This window comes from Pseudomonas sp. 1152_12 (assembly GCF_052850675.1).
In genome coordinates, this window is record NZ_VXCW01000015.1 from 16,244 (window position 1) to 31,830 (window position 15,587).

Annotated in this window: 15 protein-coding genes and 2 pseudogenes; 7 read left to right on the forward strand and 10 right to left on the reverse strand. The window is 58.0% G+C overall.

Features of this window, described 5'->3' with window-relative positions; translation table 11 throughout:
• The first annotated feature begins 79 nt into the window (after positions 1-79).
• On the forward strand, positions 80-973 hold the full coding sequence (locus tag FW764_RS23815; RefSeq protein WP_446436018.1) for a LysR family transcriptional regulator: 894 nt from the start codon (positions 80-82) through the stop codon (positions 971-973).
• Positions 974-1,116: 143 nt separating this feature from the next.
• Here the strand turns inward: FW764_RS23815 and FW764_RS23820 are convergent, their stop codons facing one another.
• From FW764_RS23820 to FW764_RS23835, 4 genes and pseudogenes are all read right to left on the reverse strand, one after another.
• Entirely contained in the window at positions 1,117-2,976 is a 1,860-nt protein-coding gene (locus tag FW764_RS23820; protein WP_446436120.1) for a DUF3857 domain-containing transglutaminase family protein, read from the reverse strand.
• Positions 2,977-3,138: 162 nt separating this feature from the next.
• A pseudogene (locus FW764_RS23825) lies at positions 3,139-3,312 on the reverse strand (DNA alkylation repair protein); the annotation flags it as partial.
• Between the two features lie 151 nt (positions 3,313-3,463).
• On the reverse strand, positions 3,464-4,810 hold the full coding sequence (locus tag FW764_RS23830) for a glutamine synthetase family protein (protein ID WP_446436019.1): 1,347 nt from the start codon (positions 4,808-4,810) through the stop codon (positions 3,464-3,466).
• Between the two features lie 11 nt (positions 4,811-4,821).
• Complete coding sequence (locus tag FW764_RS23835; protein ID WP_446436020.1) at positions 4,822-5,379, reverse strand: helix-turn-helix domain-containing protein; 558 nt, start codon at positions 5,377-5,379, stop codon at positions 4,822-4,824.
• A gap of 259 nt (positions 5,380-5,638) precedes the next feature.
• On the opposite strand from FW764_RS23835, the gene FW764_RS23840 reads away from it, so the two are divergent.
• The gene (locus FW764_RS23840; RefSeq protein ID WP_446436021.1) at positions 5,639-5,947 is read left to right on the forward strand and encodes an RcnB family protein; all 309 of its coding nucleotides are present in this window, start codon (positions 5,639-5,641) and stop codon (positions 5,945-5,947) included.
• 141 nt (positions 5,948-6,088) lie between these two features.
• A pseudogene (locus FW764_RS23845) lies at positions 6,089-6,263 on the forward strand (MFS transporter); the annotation flags it as partial.
• Positions 6,264-6,278: 15 nt separating this feature from the next.
• Here the strand turns inward: FW764_RS23845 and FW764_RS23850 are convergent.
• The 3 genes from FW764_RS23850 to FW764_RS23860 form a co-directional block, all read right to left on the reverse strand.
• Positions 6,279-6,554, reverse strand: coding sequence for a DUF1652 domain-containing protein (locus tag FW764_RS23850; protein ID WP_446436022.1), 276 nt, complete (start codon positions 6,552-6,554; stop codon positions 6,279-6,281).
• Positions 6,555-6,567: 13 nt separating this feature from the next.
• Positions 6,568-6,819, reverse strand: a complete 252-nt coding sequence (locus FW764_RS23855; RefSeq protein WP_407020516.1) for a CsbD family protein — start codon at positions 6,817-6,819, stop codon at positions 6,568-6,570.
• A 132-nt stretch (positions 6,820-6,951) separates the two neighbouring features.
• Positions 6,952-8,448: a PAS domain S-box protein gene (locus FW764_RS23860; protein ID WP_446436023.1), complete on the reverse strand. Its 1,497-nt coding sequence runs from the start codon at positions 8,446-8,448 to the stop codon at positions 6,952-6,954.
• 196 nt (positions 8,449-8,644) lie between these two features.
• Between FW764_RS23860 and FW764_RS23865 the strand changes: the two genes are divergently transcribed.
• Positions 8,645-9,613 (forward strand): hypothetical protein, encoded by a 969-nt coding sequence (locus tag FW764_RS23865; RefSeq protein ID WP_446436024.1) that lies wholly within the window; start codon positions 8,645-8,647, stop codon positions 9,611-9,613.
• A 117-nt stretch (positions 9,614-9,730) separates the two neighbouring features.
• Complete coding sequence (locus tag FW764_RS23870) at positions 9,731-10,351, forward strand: transglycosylase SLT domain-containing protein (RefSeq protein WP_446436025.1); 621 nt, start codon at positions 9,731-9,733, stop codon at positions 10,349-10,351.
• A 58-nt stretch (positions 10,352-10,409) separates the two neighbouring features.
• On the opposite strand, the gene FW764_RS23875 is transcribed toward FW764_RS23870, so the two are convergent.
• The 3 genes from FW764_RS23875 to FW764_RS23885 all read right to left on the reverse strand — a co-directional run bounded on the left by FW764_RS23875 (position 10,410) and on the right by FW764_RS23885 (position 14,551).
• Positions 10,410-11,582, reverse strand: coding sequence for a hypothetical protein (locus tag FW764_RS23875; RefSeq protein ID WP_446436026.1), 1,173 nt, complete (start codon positions 11,580-11,582; stop codon positions 10,410-10,412).
• 14 nt (positions 11,583-11,596) lie between these two features.
• A complete protein-coding gene (locus tag FW764_RS23880) occupies positions 11,597-12,484 on the reverse strand; it encodes a nitrilase family protein (protein ID WP_083359148.1) in 888 nt (295 codons plus the stop codon).
• A 111-nt stretch (positions 12,485-12,595) separates the two neighbouring features.
• On the reverse strand, positions 12,596-14,551 hold the full coding sequence (locus FW764_RS23885; protein ID WP_446436027.1) for a flavin monoamine oxidase family protein: 1,956 nt from the start codon (positions 14,549-14,551) through the stop codon (positions 12,596-12,598).
• Positions 14,552-14,762: 211 nt separating this feature from the next.
• On the opposite strand from FW764_RS23885, the gene FW764_RS23890 reads away from it, so the two are divergent.
• Both FW764_RS23890 and FW764_RS23895 read left to right on the forward strand, forming a co-directional pair.
• Positions 14,763-15,107, forward strand: coding sequence for an FKBP-type peptidyl-prolyl cis-trans isomerase (locus tag FW764_RS23890; protein ID WP_446436028.1), 345 nt, complete (start codon positions 14,763-14,765; stop codon positions 15,105-15,107).
• A gap of 24 nt (positions 15,108-15,131) precedes the next feature.
• The gene (locus FW764_RS23895; protein WP_446436029.1) at positions 15,132-15,569 is read left to right on the forward strand and encodes a T6SS immunity protein Tdi1 domain-containing protein; all 438 of its coding nucleotides are present in this window, start codon (positions 15,132-15,134) and stop codon (positions 15,567-15,569) included.
• The last annotated feature ends 18 nt before the right edge of the window (positions 15,570-15,587 follow it).

Below are 15,587 nucleotides of genomic sequence, written 5' to 3' on the forward strand. Positions count from 1 at the left end.
CGTCTTAAAAATGTTAGTTTTTACCCAGCTGCTGTGCGTTTTTAAACAGCGCGGCTCAGGCTCTCGCATTGGAGGCGACATGTTCGACTGGAATGACCTGCGGTTTTTTCTCGAGTTGCAACGCAGTGGCCGCTTGCTTACCGCCGCGCAGCGCCTGAAAACCACGCACGCCACCGTGGCTCGGCACATTGAGGCCATCGAGAAGAGTCTCGGCACTGCGCTGTTCGTGCAGCACGCCCAGGGCTATGAGCTAACGCCTTCCGGCGAAGCCCTGCTCAAACACGCCGAAGCCATGGAAAACGTCGCGCTGCTGGCCGAAGACGAACTCACCCATTGCGCGGCGCCGCTGGGTAAGATTCGCCTCGGTGTGGCCGAAGGTTTAGGCGTGATGTTCCTCGCCAGTCGCATGGGCGGGCTGTTCGAGCGTTATCCAGGGCTGGAGGTGGAGCTGGTGGCCGTGCCGCGCTTTGTCAGTATTCTCAACCGTGAAGCGGAAATCAGCATTCACCTGGAGCGGCCCAGCGTCGACCAACTCGTCACACGCAAACTCACCGACTACCGCCTCGCGCTCTACGCCAGCCGCGCTTACCTGGCGTGCAACCCGCCTATCGAAAAACGCGAAGACCTCGCTGCGCACGCCTGGATTGATTACGTGGATGACCTACTGTTCAGCCAGGAACTCAAATTCCTCAGCAGTTTTTGCCGTAATCCCAAGGTGGTGTTCCACAGCACCAGCGTGATCGCTCAGCACCAGGCGGCGCGTTCGGGTTTGGGCATCGCTGTGTTGCCCTGCTTCATGGCGGCGGGCGATCCTGAGTTGGTGGCGTTGTTGCCGGGCGAGGGGATTCAGCGCAGCTACTGGATCAGCTCGCGCCGGGAGCTGCACAAGTCGGTGCGGCTGCGGGTGTTGTGGGATTACGTGGTGGAGTTGTGTGCGCGCGAGCGAGGGTTGCTACTGGGTGAATCTCACTGAGTAGGCTGGATAAAAATGTGGGCGCTGGCTTGTCTGCGATGGCATCAACGGTGTGTCACTGATAGACCGAAGTGCCTGTATCGCAGGCAAGCCTGCTCCCACATGGGTTCTGCGTTTACAGGACCCAAGGGGGCTCACTTACCTTAAAGCTTCACCACCTGATGCACTTGCTCGGCACACGCCCGCGCCTCTTCAATCATCTTCCCAAACGCCTCACTGGCAATCTCAGCATGGGTGAGCCAACGCGTCTTCTGGCTCAGGCGATAGTGATAGCGCAGCCCGTCATCCAATCGTTTCCCTTCCAGGTCCAGGTCATACCACGGCGAGCGTACCTGGCAGCCGGGAATGGCTTTTTCCATTTTCCCGCCCGTCAGCGTAAAGCTGTAGTCGTAGGTCTCAGGGTTGCCCAAGTAAAGGTCGGCCTGCTGATCGTGACGGCGGTAGTTGATGAAACCATCCCAGCGGCCTTTGAGCGACTCATCGGTATAGACGTAGTCATTCGCCAGTTTTTCCAGGGCGCGCTGGTCGTTCAGGGTAGCGTTGACGGTGTAGCCGTCGTGCACCACAAAGGCGGTGGGCGGGCGGCTGATCTGGCAGTCGCTGATGTCGTTGCCGAAGTGGGCGCAGAGGTTCTGGTCGGTGGCGGTGGTGCCTTGTTGGCGGTCGGCCACGCTCATTTGCATCAGCGGCAGGCGGCTGAAGGTGATGGTGGCCTGGGTTGCGCCGTTACCCTGTTTGTCGAAGCGCACCTGTTTGTCCAGGCGCAGGGTGGTTTCGGGGCGTTCCAGCGGGATCTGTTCCTCGCGTACTTGACCTTGAGCATTGTTGACCAGCACCCAGCGGTCCTGGATGTCGGGCATGGTCTGGCCCGGGGCGAACACCGGGTTGGTCGGGTCCAACCACCAGACCTGGCCGTCCACTTCGGCGCGCACGATCGCGTGATTCGGCGCGTTGGTGCCGGGGATCAGTAATGCATACGCCACGTCGCCGCGGCTGACCCAGGCGGTCTCAGCCTTGATGCCGCTGGCCTTGAGCATCGCGGTCAGCAAGGTCGCCAGGTCTTTGCAATCGCCATAACCATGCTGCTCGATTTCAGCCAGGTTGAACGGCACATAACCGCGCTCCGTGGCGCGCCAGTCACCCAGGTAGCGGTAGTGATCATTGATGTGCTGCATCAGCGCGGCGACCCGTTCAGCCGGCGCCAAGGGGGTTGCGGCGGCCACGGCGGCGGCCGCTTGTGCAGGCAGGTTGGCGGCGAGGATCTGGTTGTAACGCTGGGCGAAATCACCGAAATACGCCTGGCGTTCCAGGGCACTGCCCACTTCCAGGCGCGGAATGCGTAACAGCGCGGCGCTGGAAGATTCGTTGATGTAGTTGAGATAGGTCGGGGCTTTTTGCACTACGTCCAGCGTCTTGCCATTGGCCGACGGGGTTACGGTGAAACCGTCGAACAGTTCGCTGCGCCACTGGATCGGACGCTCGGCGGTAAAGCGCGCCTTGACGTGGTCCCGACGGAACGCGCTAGGGCCAAACGTAAGGGCATAGTGAAACTGGGTTACCAACGGTTTGGCGGCGCGATGTTCGCGCACGGTGTAGCGAATCTGTGTGCCCACGCGCAGGTTGGGGAAAGCCAGTGAGGTCTGCTTGTCGCGGCTGAACCCCTGGTCAGGGTTGGGCGCGGTGCGCGTGTCGATTTGCGCGGCACCCAAGGCGACCGGCTTGGCGCCAGGTTGGGTGGATTGCGCGCTGACCACTTCAAAGGTGTCGCCTTCGGAGTAATCGAAGTCGATGCGCGAGAGGATCTCGCGGCCGTTGGGCTTGAGGATGGTGTAGTGCTGGGTGGTGGTGCAGTCGGTGCTGGCGTCGCGGTTGAAGTGGCAATGCAGCTCGGTGTCGCTGGCCAGCGGGGCTTCGGCCAAGGGTTGCAGTGCGGCGCTGACGGAATGGGTAACCAGCCCCAGGCTGATAGCAATTAAAGAGCGGTGACACGAAAATCGGTACAAACGGGACATTGGCGCCTCGGGTGACACATTGAAACAACTACCCGACGGGTAGTGAGAAGACGGCGGATGATAATGGATCGCAACAAAAAAATCCAGGATTGTTCGACAATCTATTTGGCTGAAAGCCCTGTGCTAGAGCCTTTTCTTTGAATTTTTTCATGGTTAGTGCAGTTCGAACTCGGCGCTGGCGAGCTTCTCGCCGTTGACCAGCACATGCACCCAATGCTTGCTGGGGTAGTGCTTGCGTGTGGTCAGTTCACGAATGTGCTGTTCGCGGCGAATGCTCTGATGCTCGCCCGCGCCGAAGGTAAATGCCTTGAGTTTGAACACGTTGGCCTGCACTTGGACCAGGCGAAAGGACCACGGCAGGCGAGGACGCGAGCCTTCACTGGCCTGTGTTGCAGGCGTCCGACGCTGAAGATTTCCTTGAGGGCCGGGGTGCTCTGCTCGGTCATTGATGGGGCTCGGTCGTCGGTGGTTCCAGAGGTTAGAGAAACCAGCGGTATTCCCGCGCGTTGATCTCTTGTTGAAAGGCCAGGTGGTCCTGGCGTTTGTTCTCGCAATACACGTCGACAAATTCTGCGCCCAGTTTATCGCGCACTACCGGGTGATGCTGCATGGCGCGCACGGCATCGAGCATTTCCACGGGGAAATCGGTGCCGCTGAGGCGGTCCTCATTCAACGGCGCGATGGGTTCTTGCTTGGCTTCAAGGCCATGCTCAAGCCCTGCCAGAATCGCCGCCAACACCAGATACGGGTTGGCATCCGCGCTGGCCAGACGGTGCTCGATGCGCAGGTTGCGCGGGTCGGACTCGGGGATGCGCACGCACGCATCACGGTCCTCAAAGCCCCAGCTGGCGCGGGTTGCCGCGTTGACCGTACCGCCCAGACGGCGGAAGGCGTTGTGGTTGGGCGAGAAGATCGGCATGCAATGCGCCAGCAGTTCCAGGCAACCGGCCACGGCGTGGCGCAGCGGTTGCTGCTGGTGTGCGGCGAGCAAATTATTACCGGCCGCGTCGTAGAGGCTGACATGCACATGCATGCCGCTGCCGGGAAATTGCAGGTAAGGCTTGGCCATGAAGCTGGCGCGGTAACCGTGCTTAAGTGCCACGCCACGGGTGCTGCGGCAGAACAGGGCGGCCCAGTCGGCGGCGCGCAGGCCGTCTTCGAGGTGGCCGAAGTTGATTTCGAACTGGCCGGGGCCGATCTCAGCGGTGATCACGGTGATGTCGATGCCCTGGTCCTTGGCGGTTTGCGCCATGTCGTCGAGCACCTCACTGAAGCGCGACAGCCGTTCGATATGCAGGTTGGGTTGGTCATCGGCGTCATCGCTGAGCGGGTCGCGGGCGAATTGCGGCAGGCCGTTGTCGAGCTTCTTATCGAACAGGTAAAACTCCAGCTCAAAGGCCACCACCGGATGAATGCCTTTGTGCTGCAAGCGCTCCAGCACCTTGGCCAGCACTTCGCGAGGTTCGAATTCGATCGGCGCTTCGGTGCCATCCGAGGTGATCAACATCTGCCCCAGCGGCTGCGACTCCCAGCTCACCGGCTTGAGCGTGCCCGGCACCAGGCGCCGGTTGGCATCCGGGTCGCCGTCGTGAAAGCAATAGTCACCAATCTTGAACAGCCCACCCTGAGCCCCGAGCAGCACGGCGTTTTGCGGCAGCTTCAGCGGGCTGCCGGCGGCGACCTTTTCGAGCATCTCCACTGGGTAACGCTTGCCGTAGAAATGCCCGGGAATGTCCAGGGCGATCAGGTCGACGTAACGCACGTCGGGGTGGTTCTGGCGAAAGGTCCGTACTTCGGCCAGCAACGTGGAAGACTGGTTTTTCACGGGTGTTGCTCCTAGTTGTAAACCCACAGTACGCGGGCGGGCAGATCAGTCAGGTTGGCGTAGCGGCAATGCGCGAAACTGGCCAGGTGGAAGCTGTCCCCAGGGCCGAGGGTGACCGAATCCGGCTCGCCTTCCACCCACAGCGTCAACTCGCCCTCCAGCACAAAACCGGCCTGCTCGGCGCGGTCGCTCATGGTGTGTTCACCACTGTTGGCACCGGGCGCGAGCAAGCTGTCGAGCATCGAAAAGGCGCCGTTCATGCTGGGCGAGACGAGGATGTCGGTGATGCCGTTGGCGTAATACACCGTGCGCCGTTCGTTGGGGCGGGTGACCCAATCCACCGCCTTGGGTTTGGGCAGGCTGTAGAAGTAGGTGGTAGGCACATCGAGGGCGTGGCTGATGGCGGTCAGGTCGGCCACGGTGGGGCGCGACAGGCCGCGTTCGACCTGGGACAGGAAACCCACCGAGCGCTCGATTTTTTGCGCGAGTTGCGCCAGGGTGAGTTTCTTGTGCTTGCGCAGGTCGTGGATCAGCACGGCCAGGGCGTCAAGTTCTTGTTGTTGGTTCATGAAATTTATGCCTATAAATTTCATGAAAAATTACAGGAATTATTTCACTCGGGCAATGAGCAGACCCCGGATGAATCAGAGAATGTCCATAATTGAATGAGAGCCTTCCCTTTCAGCTGTCAGATCTGACAGTTTTTTGAACTCTTCGACATAAAATCGATAGTAAATGTCATGGAGTGCAACCTCTCTATTCAGATGGGATGATTCCGTGCGCCCGCGGTCGGAACCTGGGTACGCATCATTCATTGAAGGAGCACCCATGAAGTCTAAAACCCTAGCCGCTTGCCTGCTGCTCACCGCTGGCCTGTCCACCACCAGCGTTGTCGTGCAGGCCGGTGATACCCCGCAAGAAACCGTGCCGCCTTCAAGCATCAACGCGCGCGATTTGAAAGAAGGCGACCGCGCCCCGGATATGCTGATGCGCAAGGAGTCGGCGGTCAGCGATTGGAAAAAACGCGGTTTGAAGCAGCCTGAAGCAGACAGCCAATGGGCCCGTGTGGGTGACAAGTTTGTGCTGCTCAAAACCACCAACGGCACCATTCTCGAGATCACCCCCGTGAAGAAGTGATCGGTCTTTTTCCTGGCGCTTGCATAAAGGTAACGGGCCACACAGGTCGCGTTACCTTCCCATAGCGAGAACAGGATGCTTGCCACACTAAGATTACCCTCGCATCGTCACCCTGACCGGTGGCTGATCGCAGGCTTGCTCCTGTTTATCGACCCAATTGCCCCGGACCACTTAGGGGGCAGGTACTAAGAGGCGCTGGGCCTGCCGTTGTGTGGGCTGGTGCTGGCCAGCCTGCCGGCCCACTTCATGGTTTACACGCTTGGGGCGTTTATCGTCGGGAGCGAGGGTGTTTTAGTTCATGGGTGCGTCGTTGAAACCACGGCCAACGCGGTCACGAGGCCGAAGGCGACGTTGGCAGGTCGTCCAGGGTCAGGTGTCCCATGGTGTTGCTCTGCAGTTCATAGCGCAGTTCTTCCACCATCTTTTCCACTGCGTGGGCGGATTGCAACTTGTTGACGCTGATGCCCGTCACCACTAAGTCCACCCGGCCGCTCTGGGCATCGAACACCTTCAAGGTCAGCGAGGCATCCCGGCACAGGGTGAATTCACAGGTCAATGGCATCAGCGCTTCTTCGATGCAGTTGCGCAGTTGGGAGAGGGTAAACATGTGTTTAGCCTCCTCAGCGACGACGCAACAACAAGCCTACTAACAGGCCGATACCGGCGACGACGGCCACTGTCGCCAGTGGTTTGTGCTTGGCAAAATCACTCACAGTGTCGAGCGCGTCGCCGTAGGTTTGCTGCAACTGGCCGGCGGCTTGGCGGGCGACCCCTTCGGCTTGTAACTGCCCATCACCGGTCAGGTCGCCGAGAAAACCTTGGGCCTTGCCCGCGACTTTCTCTACGGCGCCTTTGACTTGTTCGCTTTTCATGGTGCATTCCTTCAAGAGATCAAATCATCACGGCACGGGGCCCTAGGCCCTGTGCCCACTCTTTCAAGGTTAAGCACCGCGTCATGCGCAAATAAGGCGAATTTGCACCGGTCCAACTAGTGCATTTGCACTTTATTTCTTGCTTTTGACCCGCAATTCACCGGCAAACAGCCCGCGCTCACGGGCCCAAACGATGGCCGCGCTGCGGCTGTGCACTCCCAGCTTGGAGTACACCGTGGCCACATGGTTACGCACGGTATTGGGCGCCAGTTTCAGGCGCGAGGCGATCTCCTTGTCGGCCAGGCCTTCGCAGATCAAACCCAGTACATCGCGCTCACGGGCGGTCAGGTCGGTGAACGCCACGTTCGGCAGGTTGGGGCTGCTGACGCTTTTGGCGTTGGCCAGTTTTTCGATCAAGGTCTGGCTGAACCACGAGGCGTCCTGCATCACTTCCTCGATGGCGGCCACCAGTTCCAGCTCCGAGCGTTTGCGTTCGGTGATGTTCATCATCACCAGCAGGTAGCAGGGCGCGTCCTGGATGATCACGGTGTCGGCGGAGACTACGCAGTCGATCACCTCGCTGCCTTTCTTACGCACCTTGAGGTCCTGGCCTTCGAGGTTGCCGGCTTTTTCAAGGGTGGCGAACAACTGCGCGCAAGCCTGGGCGCTGTCGATGAAATGGATGTCCTCGATGGCTTTGCCGATCAACTCTTCGCTGATAAAACCGGTGATGTTCATGAACGCTTCGTTGATATCCACCACCTGCCGGTTGGCGGCGCTGCACATCAAGGTCGGCACCGGTGTCAGGCGGAAGGATTTGGCGAAGCGTTCCTCACTTTGGCGCAAGGCAATTTCCGCTTTGCGCCGCGGCTCCAGGTCGGTGAAGGAAAACAGCATGCAGTCTTCCTCGTTCATGTCCAACGGCTGGCCGGCGACGATCACCAGCTTGCTGCCGCCCTCGGGCAGGCGCAGCTCGGCCTGCATCTGCGGGATGGTCGCGCCTTCGCTCAGGCGCTGGATGGCCAGGTCCTTGCGCTCGGCCTGTTCCAGTACATCCAGTTCATACACCGAGCGGCCGATGACCTGATCGCGGTTGTAGCCGGTCATCTCCAAAAAACCCTGGTTGACCTTGATGTAGCGCAGGTCGCTCAAGCGGCAGATCACGGCGGGCGCCGGGTTGGCATTGAAGGTTTTCTCGAAGCGTTGCTCGGCACTGGCCCACTCGGTGGCGTCGCTGAGGATCAGCACCAACAGTTCCGGCTCACCCTGAGCGTCGGTCAGCACCAGGCTGCGCAAGCGGTGGACCCAACTGCGGTCTTCGCCTGTGGTGGGGGTGACTTCAACCACCACATCGCTGAATTCTTCACCGGCCGCCACCCGGCTGAGCGGGTAGCTGTCCAGCGCTAAGGGATGGTTGTTGCGGTAGCGCAGGGCAAAACGCTGGGCGTACTCCTCGGTGTTGGCACCGAGCGCCTCGACCTCGCTGACGCCGTGCATGGTCAATGCGGCGTCGTTGGCCCAGAGGATGGTCTGGTCGACCTCGGCCAGTATCACGCCGTCAGACAACCCGGAGATGATTTGCTGCAATTGGCGGCGGTTGGTTTCTTGAGTGAGGACATCCTGGCTCATGGTTTCTCCCGGTAGGCGGCATATGGGGGTACGACACCCGAGGTTGAGGATAGTGCAGAGAATGTGCAGGTGAGGAAGTACGAATGCACCAGGAAGACTGGTGCATTTGGGCCAAGACTGAACATATGCCCTTTGGCCAAACTCCCAACCATCAAGGCATTTTGCCTTGCTCTCATAACGTGTGAAGGACCTCTGTATGACTACTGTCTATGAAACCAATCATTCGCTGTTTCGTGTGTCCTGGAGTTCGGTATTGGCCGGTAGTGCAATTGCCCTGGTGACCTACCTGGTGCTGAGTGTGCTGGGCACGGCCATCGGCGCGAGTGCCGTCGACCCAATGCAAGCGGGTAACCCGCTGAGCGGTTTCGGCACCGGTGCCGGGATCTGGTTGTTTGTGTCGACACTGATCGCCATCGGCGTGGGTGCCTTCGTGGCGGGGCGCACTGCGCCAGACCGCGGCGGCCTGCACGGCGTGTTGACCTGGACCGTCACCACCTTGCTCACCACCTGGCTGCTGGCGGGTTTGGCGGCCAGTGTGGTCGGTACGGCCGGCAACGTGGTGGGCAAAGGTTTGTCCGCTGCCGGTAGCGGTATCGCGGCGGCTGCGCCGGGCATTGGTAGCAGCGTCAAACAACAGTTGAACGAGCAAGGCATCCAGCTGGACTGGAACAGCCTGCAAGGTGAACTGGATACCCTGCTCAAGCAAAGCGGCAAGCCTGAGTTGGACCCAGCCAACGTTGAACAAAAAACTGACCAGGCGGGCGCCGAAGGCAAGCAAGCGGCTACTGCTGCGGCGACCGATCCGGCCCAGGCCGGCGATGCGTTGAAGCAATGGTTTGAACGCGTCAAAGCGTCCGGTGAGCCAGCGCTGAATGCCGCTGACAAAGACGCACTGGTCAACATCGTTGCCGCCCGCACCGGCAAGAGCAAGGAGGAGGCCGCTCAGATCGTTGACAACTATGCCCAAGCTTATGAGCAGGCCATGCAGAAAGTGGCTGAGCTGAAACAACAGGCTGAACAGAAAGCCCGTGAAGCCGGTGAAGTGGCGGCCAAGCAACTGTCCCGTGCTGCCTGGAGCACCCTGGCGATGTTGTTGTTGGGCGCAGCGCTGAGCTTCTTTGTCGGTCGTATGGCACTGACTCACCGTCGCGTGCCTTTGGCTTGATGAGTCTGGTTTGATAAACCGGGAGGGGCGGCAAGGAGGCCGCTTTTCCTTTTCTCCACCTGCCTCAATGAATGCGTAAAATGTCGGCTTTTTACGCGAATCACGCAAAGGTGCCCCTTGAGCGCAGGCAAAGCCGTCGGATTGTTATTACTCACCTCCATGCTGGCGGCGTGCGGTACTTCGCCGCCACGCACGCCGAATGACATCTGCGGCATCTTTCGCGAAAAGGACGATTGGTACGACGCCGCCAAGGTCACGCAGAAGCGTTGGGGCGTGCCCATCCAGGTGCCGTTCGCCATCATGTATCAGGAGTCCGGCTTCCGTCAGGATGCTTTGGCGCCCCGCAAATACCTGTTATGGATCATCCCTTGGGGTCGCGTTTCCACCGCCGCCGGCTACGCCCAGGCCAAGGATGAAGTGTGGAACGACTACCGCAAAAGCACCGGCCGCAGCGGCGCCAGCCGCCAGGACTTCGACGACGCCATCGACTTTGTGGGCTGGTACATGGACAAGACCTACAGCGTTAATGGCGTGTACAAATACGACGCCTACGGCCAGTACTTGAACTACCACGAAGGCTGGGGCGGCTATCGCCAGCGCACCTATGCGGCCAAAGCCTGGTTGCCGCCGGTAGCGAGCAAAGTGCAGGCGCGGTCGCAGCTGTATGCAGCGCAATATGCTCGATGCAAGGATGATTTGGGGCGCGGGTTCTGGAGCCGGTTTTGGCATTGGTTGTGAGCAACCCGGAATGTTTGCCGCGCCACGCTGCATGAAGGATGCAGCGTGGGAAAGACGCTTACATTTGAAGTAACCAGCCCACCAGGGGCACGACCAGAAGCGTACTCAACGCCATTGAAATCACATTGCCGATGTACGGATGAAAGTGAGCAGGCAGTCGCCCTGCAATGGCATTGGCTAATGGCGGTGCGATCAGCGCGCCCAGTAGTGCACTTGAGCCTATCACCGTCCAACTACCGCCATGGGTCAGCACCGCAGCAGGGGCTACCGATACCAGTGGAACGTAAGTCGGATACCAACCCCGTTTGATCCACTGGTGCCGCCAGATCAACACGCCCAACGCCGACGTCAGTGCTTGTGCAGCGAGTAGGGGCAGGACCAGGCCTGATCCATACGCCGGGCCGATGGGGTTCAGCGCGTATGCCAGCAACACGCCTGCCAGCAGCCCGAGGCTCGCCAGCTCATTTCCGAAAAAAGGGGCTTCGGAGAAGTCTGCCAAAACTCGCCGCACGCTCCAGACCACACCGTAGGTGGGCGGCTTGGGCGGTACTGATCTGGCAGGGGCGATGTAGTCCGAGCGCACCAGGGAGGGCACGCGGCGACACAGTACAAACGCTATGACACTGCCGATGGCCATGCCCATTACATTGCCGATCACCACGGGCAGGCCCAAGGGTACGCACACGAAGTTCACGATCAACAAGCACATTGGCGTCACCAGCAACGCGCCCAATAGTGCGCCGTTGAGCGTGATCTTCCAGCCACCACCAAACATCAGCACCATTGCCGCTGGTAATGAAACGAATGCCGCAAACGTAGGTTGCCACGTCTCGGCGGTAACGCTCCAGCCCCACAGAATGTTACTCAGCAGTAGACCCAACAATGAGCTGGTCACCAGCCATGGCCACAGGCCTGTTCCGTAGGAAATGGAAAAGCCTTGCCAGGTTTTTCCGCGCTTGTTCGCCCACCAGGCCAGGTATGCGCCGCTCAGTAATCCGAGTGAGGCGAGTTCATGTTTGTAGAAGGCAACCTCGCTGATATCTCCAAGTATCCATCGTAGCCAGGCAACGGGATGGGGCAGGCTCGCGACCATCTCGCCATAGCCTGGCCATGAACCTCCATGACTGAGGATCACCCAGAGCGCCAGAAATGCACTGATCAGCCCCAAGAGAAGGACCGTGATGTCCGCGCGTGAAGGGTGGCGCGTTTTAGGGGTAAAGAGCGTTTGCATGTTTTCCCTCCTCCTCAACGCGGTAGAGCAGGGTGTTGGGAATACCCGAGCATTTGATCGTAGAGATCATTGCGTCGGTCGCGTTGCAGATCATTCAAGCTGTTCCAGATCGGCGCGCTGCGGGCGCTGGTGATATCGACATCGGCAAACAGAATTTCCTGACGATCGGCCGACGCCACCGCACCGATCGGCCAGCCATTGGTTCCGGCAATCAACGAACACCCCAGGTAACGGGCATCACGCTCTTCACCAATGCGGCTGGCCGCTGCGATAAACACATTGTTCACATGGGCGGCAGTCATCGTCAGGTAGGACGCCATGCATTTGCCCGCGTCATCGAATAGCGGCGGTGGTGTCCAAACCCAATTGTTCAGACTACAAATGATGTCCGCGCCTTGCTGGCTGAGAATGCGCGTGACTTCCGGGAACCAGATATCCCAGCAAATCAGTAAGCCGATACGCCCAATCGGCGTTTCAAACACCGGAAAGCCTGTATTGCCGGGGGTAAACCACAGCTTTTCCAGATTCCACAAGTGAGCTTTACGGTACTTTCCGATATATCCGTCGGGGCCTAGCAGGACGGCGGTATTAAACAGTTGCATGCCGTCTATCTCATTCAGGCCAGCTACCAGATACACCTGATGCCTGCAGGCGAAATCAATCCACGCGCGCACGCTGACGCCGTCGGGAACGGCCTCTGCGTGATCGAACGCGTCCTGACGGCTGCTGAAAAAGTAACCGCAATTGGAAAGCTCAGGTAGCACGATCAGGTTGGCTCCGCCATTGGCCGCTTCGGTTGCCAGTGCCAGGCTTTGGCGCAGGTTGTCAGCTCTGTTGGCCATGCCGACCTGAGGATCAAGTTGGATAACCGCTATACGGGCCGGGCTGGTTGGTTCGCTCATCGACGTGACCTCTTATTGTTATGCAGCCGGATTTGGCTGAGTGTTTATAAGAGTCAACAAGGTGTTTGTATGAAAGTCGGGCGATTCCTCTTGCGGTGTAGTCTGATTCTTTTATTTTTGATTATCGGCTTTGTATTCGGGGTAGTCTTGCATCGTAAAGCCACCATTGAAATCGGCATTGGTTTTGTTGCAAATGTTTATCACGGTATCAATGGCGCCCCTAAAACAAGGTTCGGTCCAGCCAGCGTCAACGGAGAAAGACTCGCCGCATAGATAAAGTCCCGAAGTGTGGGAGAAGTCTCGATTGTATTTCATCAAGCTGACAGCGTCGTAATAAGTGCCTGCACGGTAGAGCTTTGCGCACCCAAGCGCATTTTTATCGTTCATCCAACGTTGTACGACTGCGCCTTCATGGCCTATGTAAGGTGATATTTTTTGTTTGATGTTGGTTGATTTTAAAAGGATTCGGTCAAGTTCTTCTATGCACTTGTCAACCAGCTCGTCATCACTGAAGCAGGAAAGCTTTGTCGCGTCATCTTCCCACGTGTAGCTGAGTAGAATGCAGTCGTAGGCGTGATTGTCGTTGTAGCGGTAGGTGTAAACGTCGTGTATGAAGCTATCAGTCACGATGGTTTGAGGAATGTTTTTGTTGTGAGAAAGAAACGATTTTTTAAGGGGGGCGTATACCTTGCAGCTGGTTTCCCAATGCGCGGTTTTATACGCGGTTACTATGTCGAACGGCAGCATTTCCTGGTTAAAGTTTTCGAGCAGAATTTGTGTCTCTATGAGCCAGGACGGCAGCGTCATCACGACGGAGTCGAAGTCGTGGAAGTGTTTTTCTAATCTGCCCGGCTGTAGGGTGTTCCAATCATAATGGACGCGTATTTTTCCATTGGTCAGTTTTTGTAGCTTGGTCACTGTGCTGCTGGTCAGCAGCCCGGATTGACTGTTAAGCAAGTGTTCATAGAGCGACTCGCGGGTTTCGTCCGCTTTTATGAAGAGTAAAGACTCCGCCAGCGCACCGAGTCCAATGTAATTTGGTTTGTTGAAGATAAGCCCTTTTGAGTCGACGGTCGATTGGGCGTTCAAATAAGGTGAATCCATGGGCGTGCCATCCGAGTTTACCCGACCATGGATCAATTGCAGGTGACTACTGAACCCGAATATTGCTGTGCGTAAAGGATAGAGCGCGCAAACATCATAGAAGGCCCCCCAACTGCCGTCGCCAATTCCGATAGAGTAGAAAACAGCGGATTCTTGCGCTGTCATACCCATCCCGCCAAAATTCCCTGGGTCACCTTGGCGCCAAATATCGATGGCTGGCATTTTCACCAAGTCACGAAATGAAAGGTGCTCGTATTGACTGACTATAGAAGCCCACATGGATTCCCAGTGTTCGGAGCCATAATGCTCGGCGACATGCAGGGTCATGCGGTCGGCAAATCTTTTCCATTTCGTAAAGACGGTACCTAATGTTTGGCCTGGGGGAGGTGTTTTTCCGTCGGTGTTTTTCCAGATGAGCAGGGTGGGCTCGCCGTCTCCATCGATGCTTCCTTCTCGCAGGTATATGCCCGTTGATCGGACCGCTGGGCTGCCGGGGTTTGGAAAGTCAGAATGGACTAATTCGAATTCCTTAGCGTAATAGGCCATGAGTGAGCGGCCGTCGGTGGGTTGCTCGTTTGATTTATTGAAGAAGGGCATTCTCATTGCGCCCATCTCAAACGGTGGCCTGCCAATCGAATGGGTATTATGTCTACCGAGTGCGGTGAGATGCCTGCCGCCAATACGCCTGGACTTTTCAATAACGGTGATATTTTTGAAACCGCATCTGTGTAACTCCCGCGCGGTGGTTAAGCCTGTAATGCCCGCGCCAATAATGCAGATTTTATGCTGGGTTTGAGTGGCTTGCGCAACCCCATTTTCTTGTTCTACCAAGGCACGATAGTCAAAGCACAAGTCTGGCGGGTTAGGGAATCTAGCTCTCCATTTGTCATGGGCAGAGCGCTTTTCACGATGATGCCGCTGGGCGATGTCCGATGGATAATTAAAGCCGGTACCAATGGTCATTCTGATAGTCCCTATTTAGACTCAATTGTCTTTTCATAGGATGAATGCAGGCACGTCGGAGTAAGAATAAGCAGTGTGTGATTTTTGGCGAGGGAATGTCGCGTTCGTTCGTAGGTGGAGTGAAGAGGCGTGGGGCGGTGGCTGTTCCTACACTTGCCAAACCCACTCAACTCTGGGAAAACCCAGCCTTTACACATTCAGCGAGACCCCCATGAGCAACGACGAACTGCAGGTCACCGACCTGCGCCAGGGCAGCGGCAAAACCGTGGTCAAAGGCGCGCTGATCACCACCCAATACACCGGCACTCTGGAAGACGGCACGGTGTTCGACTCCTCCTGGGAACGCGGCAAGCCGTTCCAGTGTGTGATCGGCACCGGGCGGGTGATCAAGGGCTGGGACCAGGGGTTGATGGGCATGCAGGTCGGCGGCTTACGCACGCTGTCTGTGCCGGCGCACCTGGCCTATGGTGAGCGCTCGATGGGCGCGCATATCAAGCCCAACAGCAATTTGCGCTTTGAGATTGAGTTGTTGGAAGTGCTGACGCGGGACGATTGACGTTCTTCGACGCAAGGAGGCTGTATGGACATGATTCAAGCGATACGCGACAGCTGGCGCTGGGTCGGTATCGACCCCGTCGAGGTGGTGGGCAGCACAGCCTTTGGCAACGTGATGATCGAGGATACGCAGGGCCACTATTGGCGGCTGTGTCCTGAAGGGCTCTATTGCGAGATGATCGCGCAGACGCGTGCAGCCTTGGATGAGATCTCCAGGGATCAGGCCTTTTTGCACGACTGGTATTTGCAGCCGATGGTGGCGCAGGCCGAGGAAGCGCTTGGGTCGTTGGCGCCTGGCCAGGTTTACCACTTCGTTATTTCGCCGGTATTGGGCGGCGAGTACGCCATCGACAATGTGCGTCAACTTGATCATGTGGAGCAGATTCGGTTCTGCGGTGACCTGGCACTTGAGATCAAAGATTTGCCTGACGGCGCACACGTGAAGCTCAGGATTGTCGACTAATCATTTGAAAGGACAGCA

What these genes read in the sequence shown, in the direction of transcription:
- FW764_RS23815 (WP_446436018.1), top strand. Translation starts at nt 80, where the DNA reads ATGTTCGACTGGAATGACCTGCGGTTTTTTCTCGAGTTGCAACGCAGT.
- FW764_RS23835 (WP_446436020.1), bottom strand. Translation starts at nt 5,379, where the DNA reads ATGAACCAACAACAAGAACTTGACGCCCTGGCCGTGCTGATCCACGAC.
- FW764_RS23840 (WP_446436021.1), top strand. Translation starts at nt 5,639, where the DNA reads ATGAAGTCTAAAACCCTAGCCGCTTGCCTGCTGCTCACCGCTGGCCTG.
- FW764_RS23850 (WP_446436022.1), bottom strand. Translation starts at nt 6,554, where the DNA reads ATGTTTACCCTCTCCCAACTGCGCAACTGCATCGAAGAAGCGCTGATG.
- FW764_RS23855 (WP_407020516.1), bottom strand. Translation starts at nt 6,819, where the DNA reads ATGAAAAGCGAACAAGTCAAAGGCGCCGTAGAGAAAGTCGCGGGCAAG.
- FW764_RS23860 (WP_446436023.1), bottom strand. Translation starts at nt 8,448, where the DNA reads ATGAGCCAGGATGTCCTCACTCAAGAAACCAACCGCCGCCAATTGCAG.
- FW764_RS23865 (WP_446436024.1), top strand. Translation starts at nt 8,645, where the DNA reads ATGACTACTGTCTATGAAACCAATCATTCGCTGTTTCGTGTGTCCTGG.
- FW764_RS23875 (WP_446436026.1), bottom strand. Translation starts at nt 11,582, where the DNA reads ATGCAAACGCTCTTTACCCCTAAAACGCGCCACCCTTCACGCGCGGAC.
- FW764_RS23880 (WP_083359148.1), bottom strand. Translation starts at nt 12,484, where the DNA reads ATGAGCGAACCAACCAGCCCGGCCCGTATAGCGGTTATCCAACTTGAT.
- FW764_RS23885 (WP_446436027.1), bottom strand. Translation starts at nt 14,551, where the DNA reads ATGACCATTGGTACCGGCTTTAATTATCCATCGGACATCGCCCAGCGG.
- FW764_RS23890 (WP_446436028.1), top strand. Translation starts at nt 14,763, where the DNA reads ATGAGCAACGACGAACTGCAGGTCACCGACCTGCGCCAGGGCAGCGGC.
- FW764_RS23895 (WP_446436029.1), top strand. Translation starts at nt 15,132, where the DNA reads ATGGACATGATTCAAGCGATACGCGACAGCTGGCGCTGGGTCGGTATC.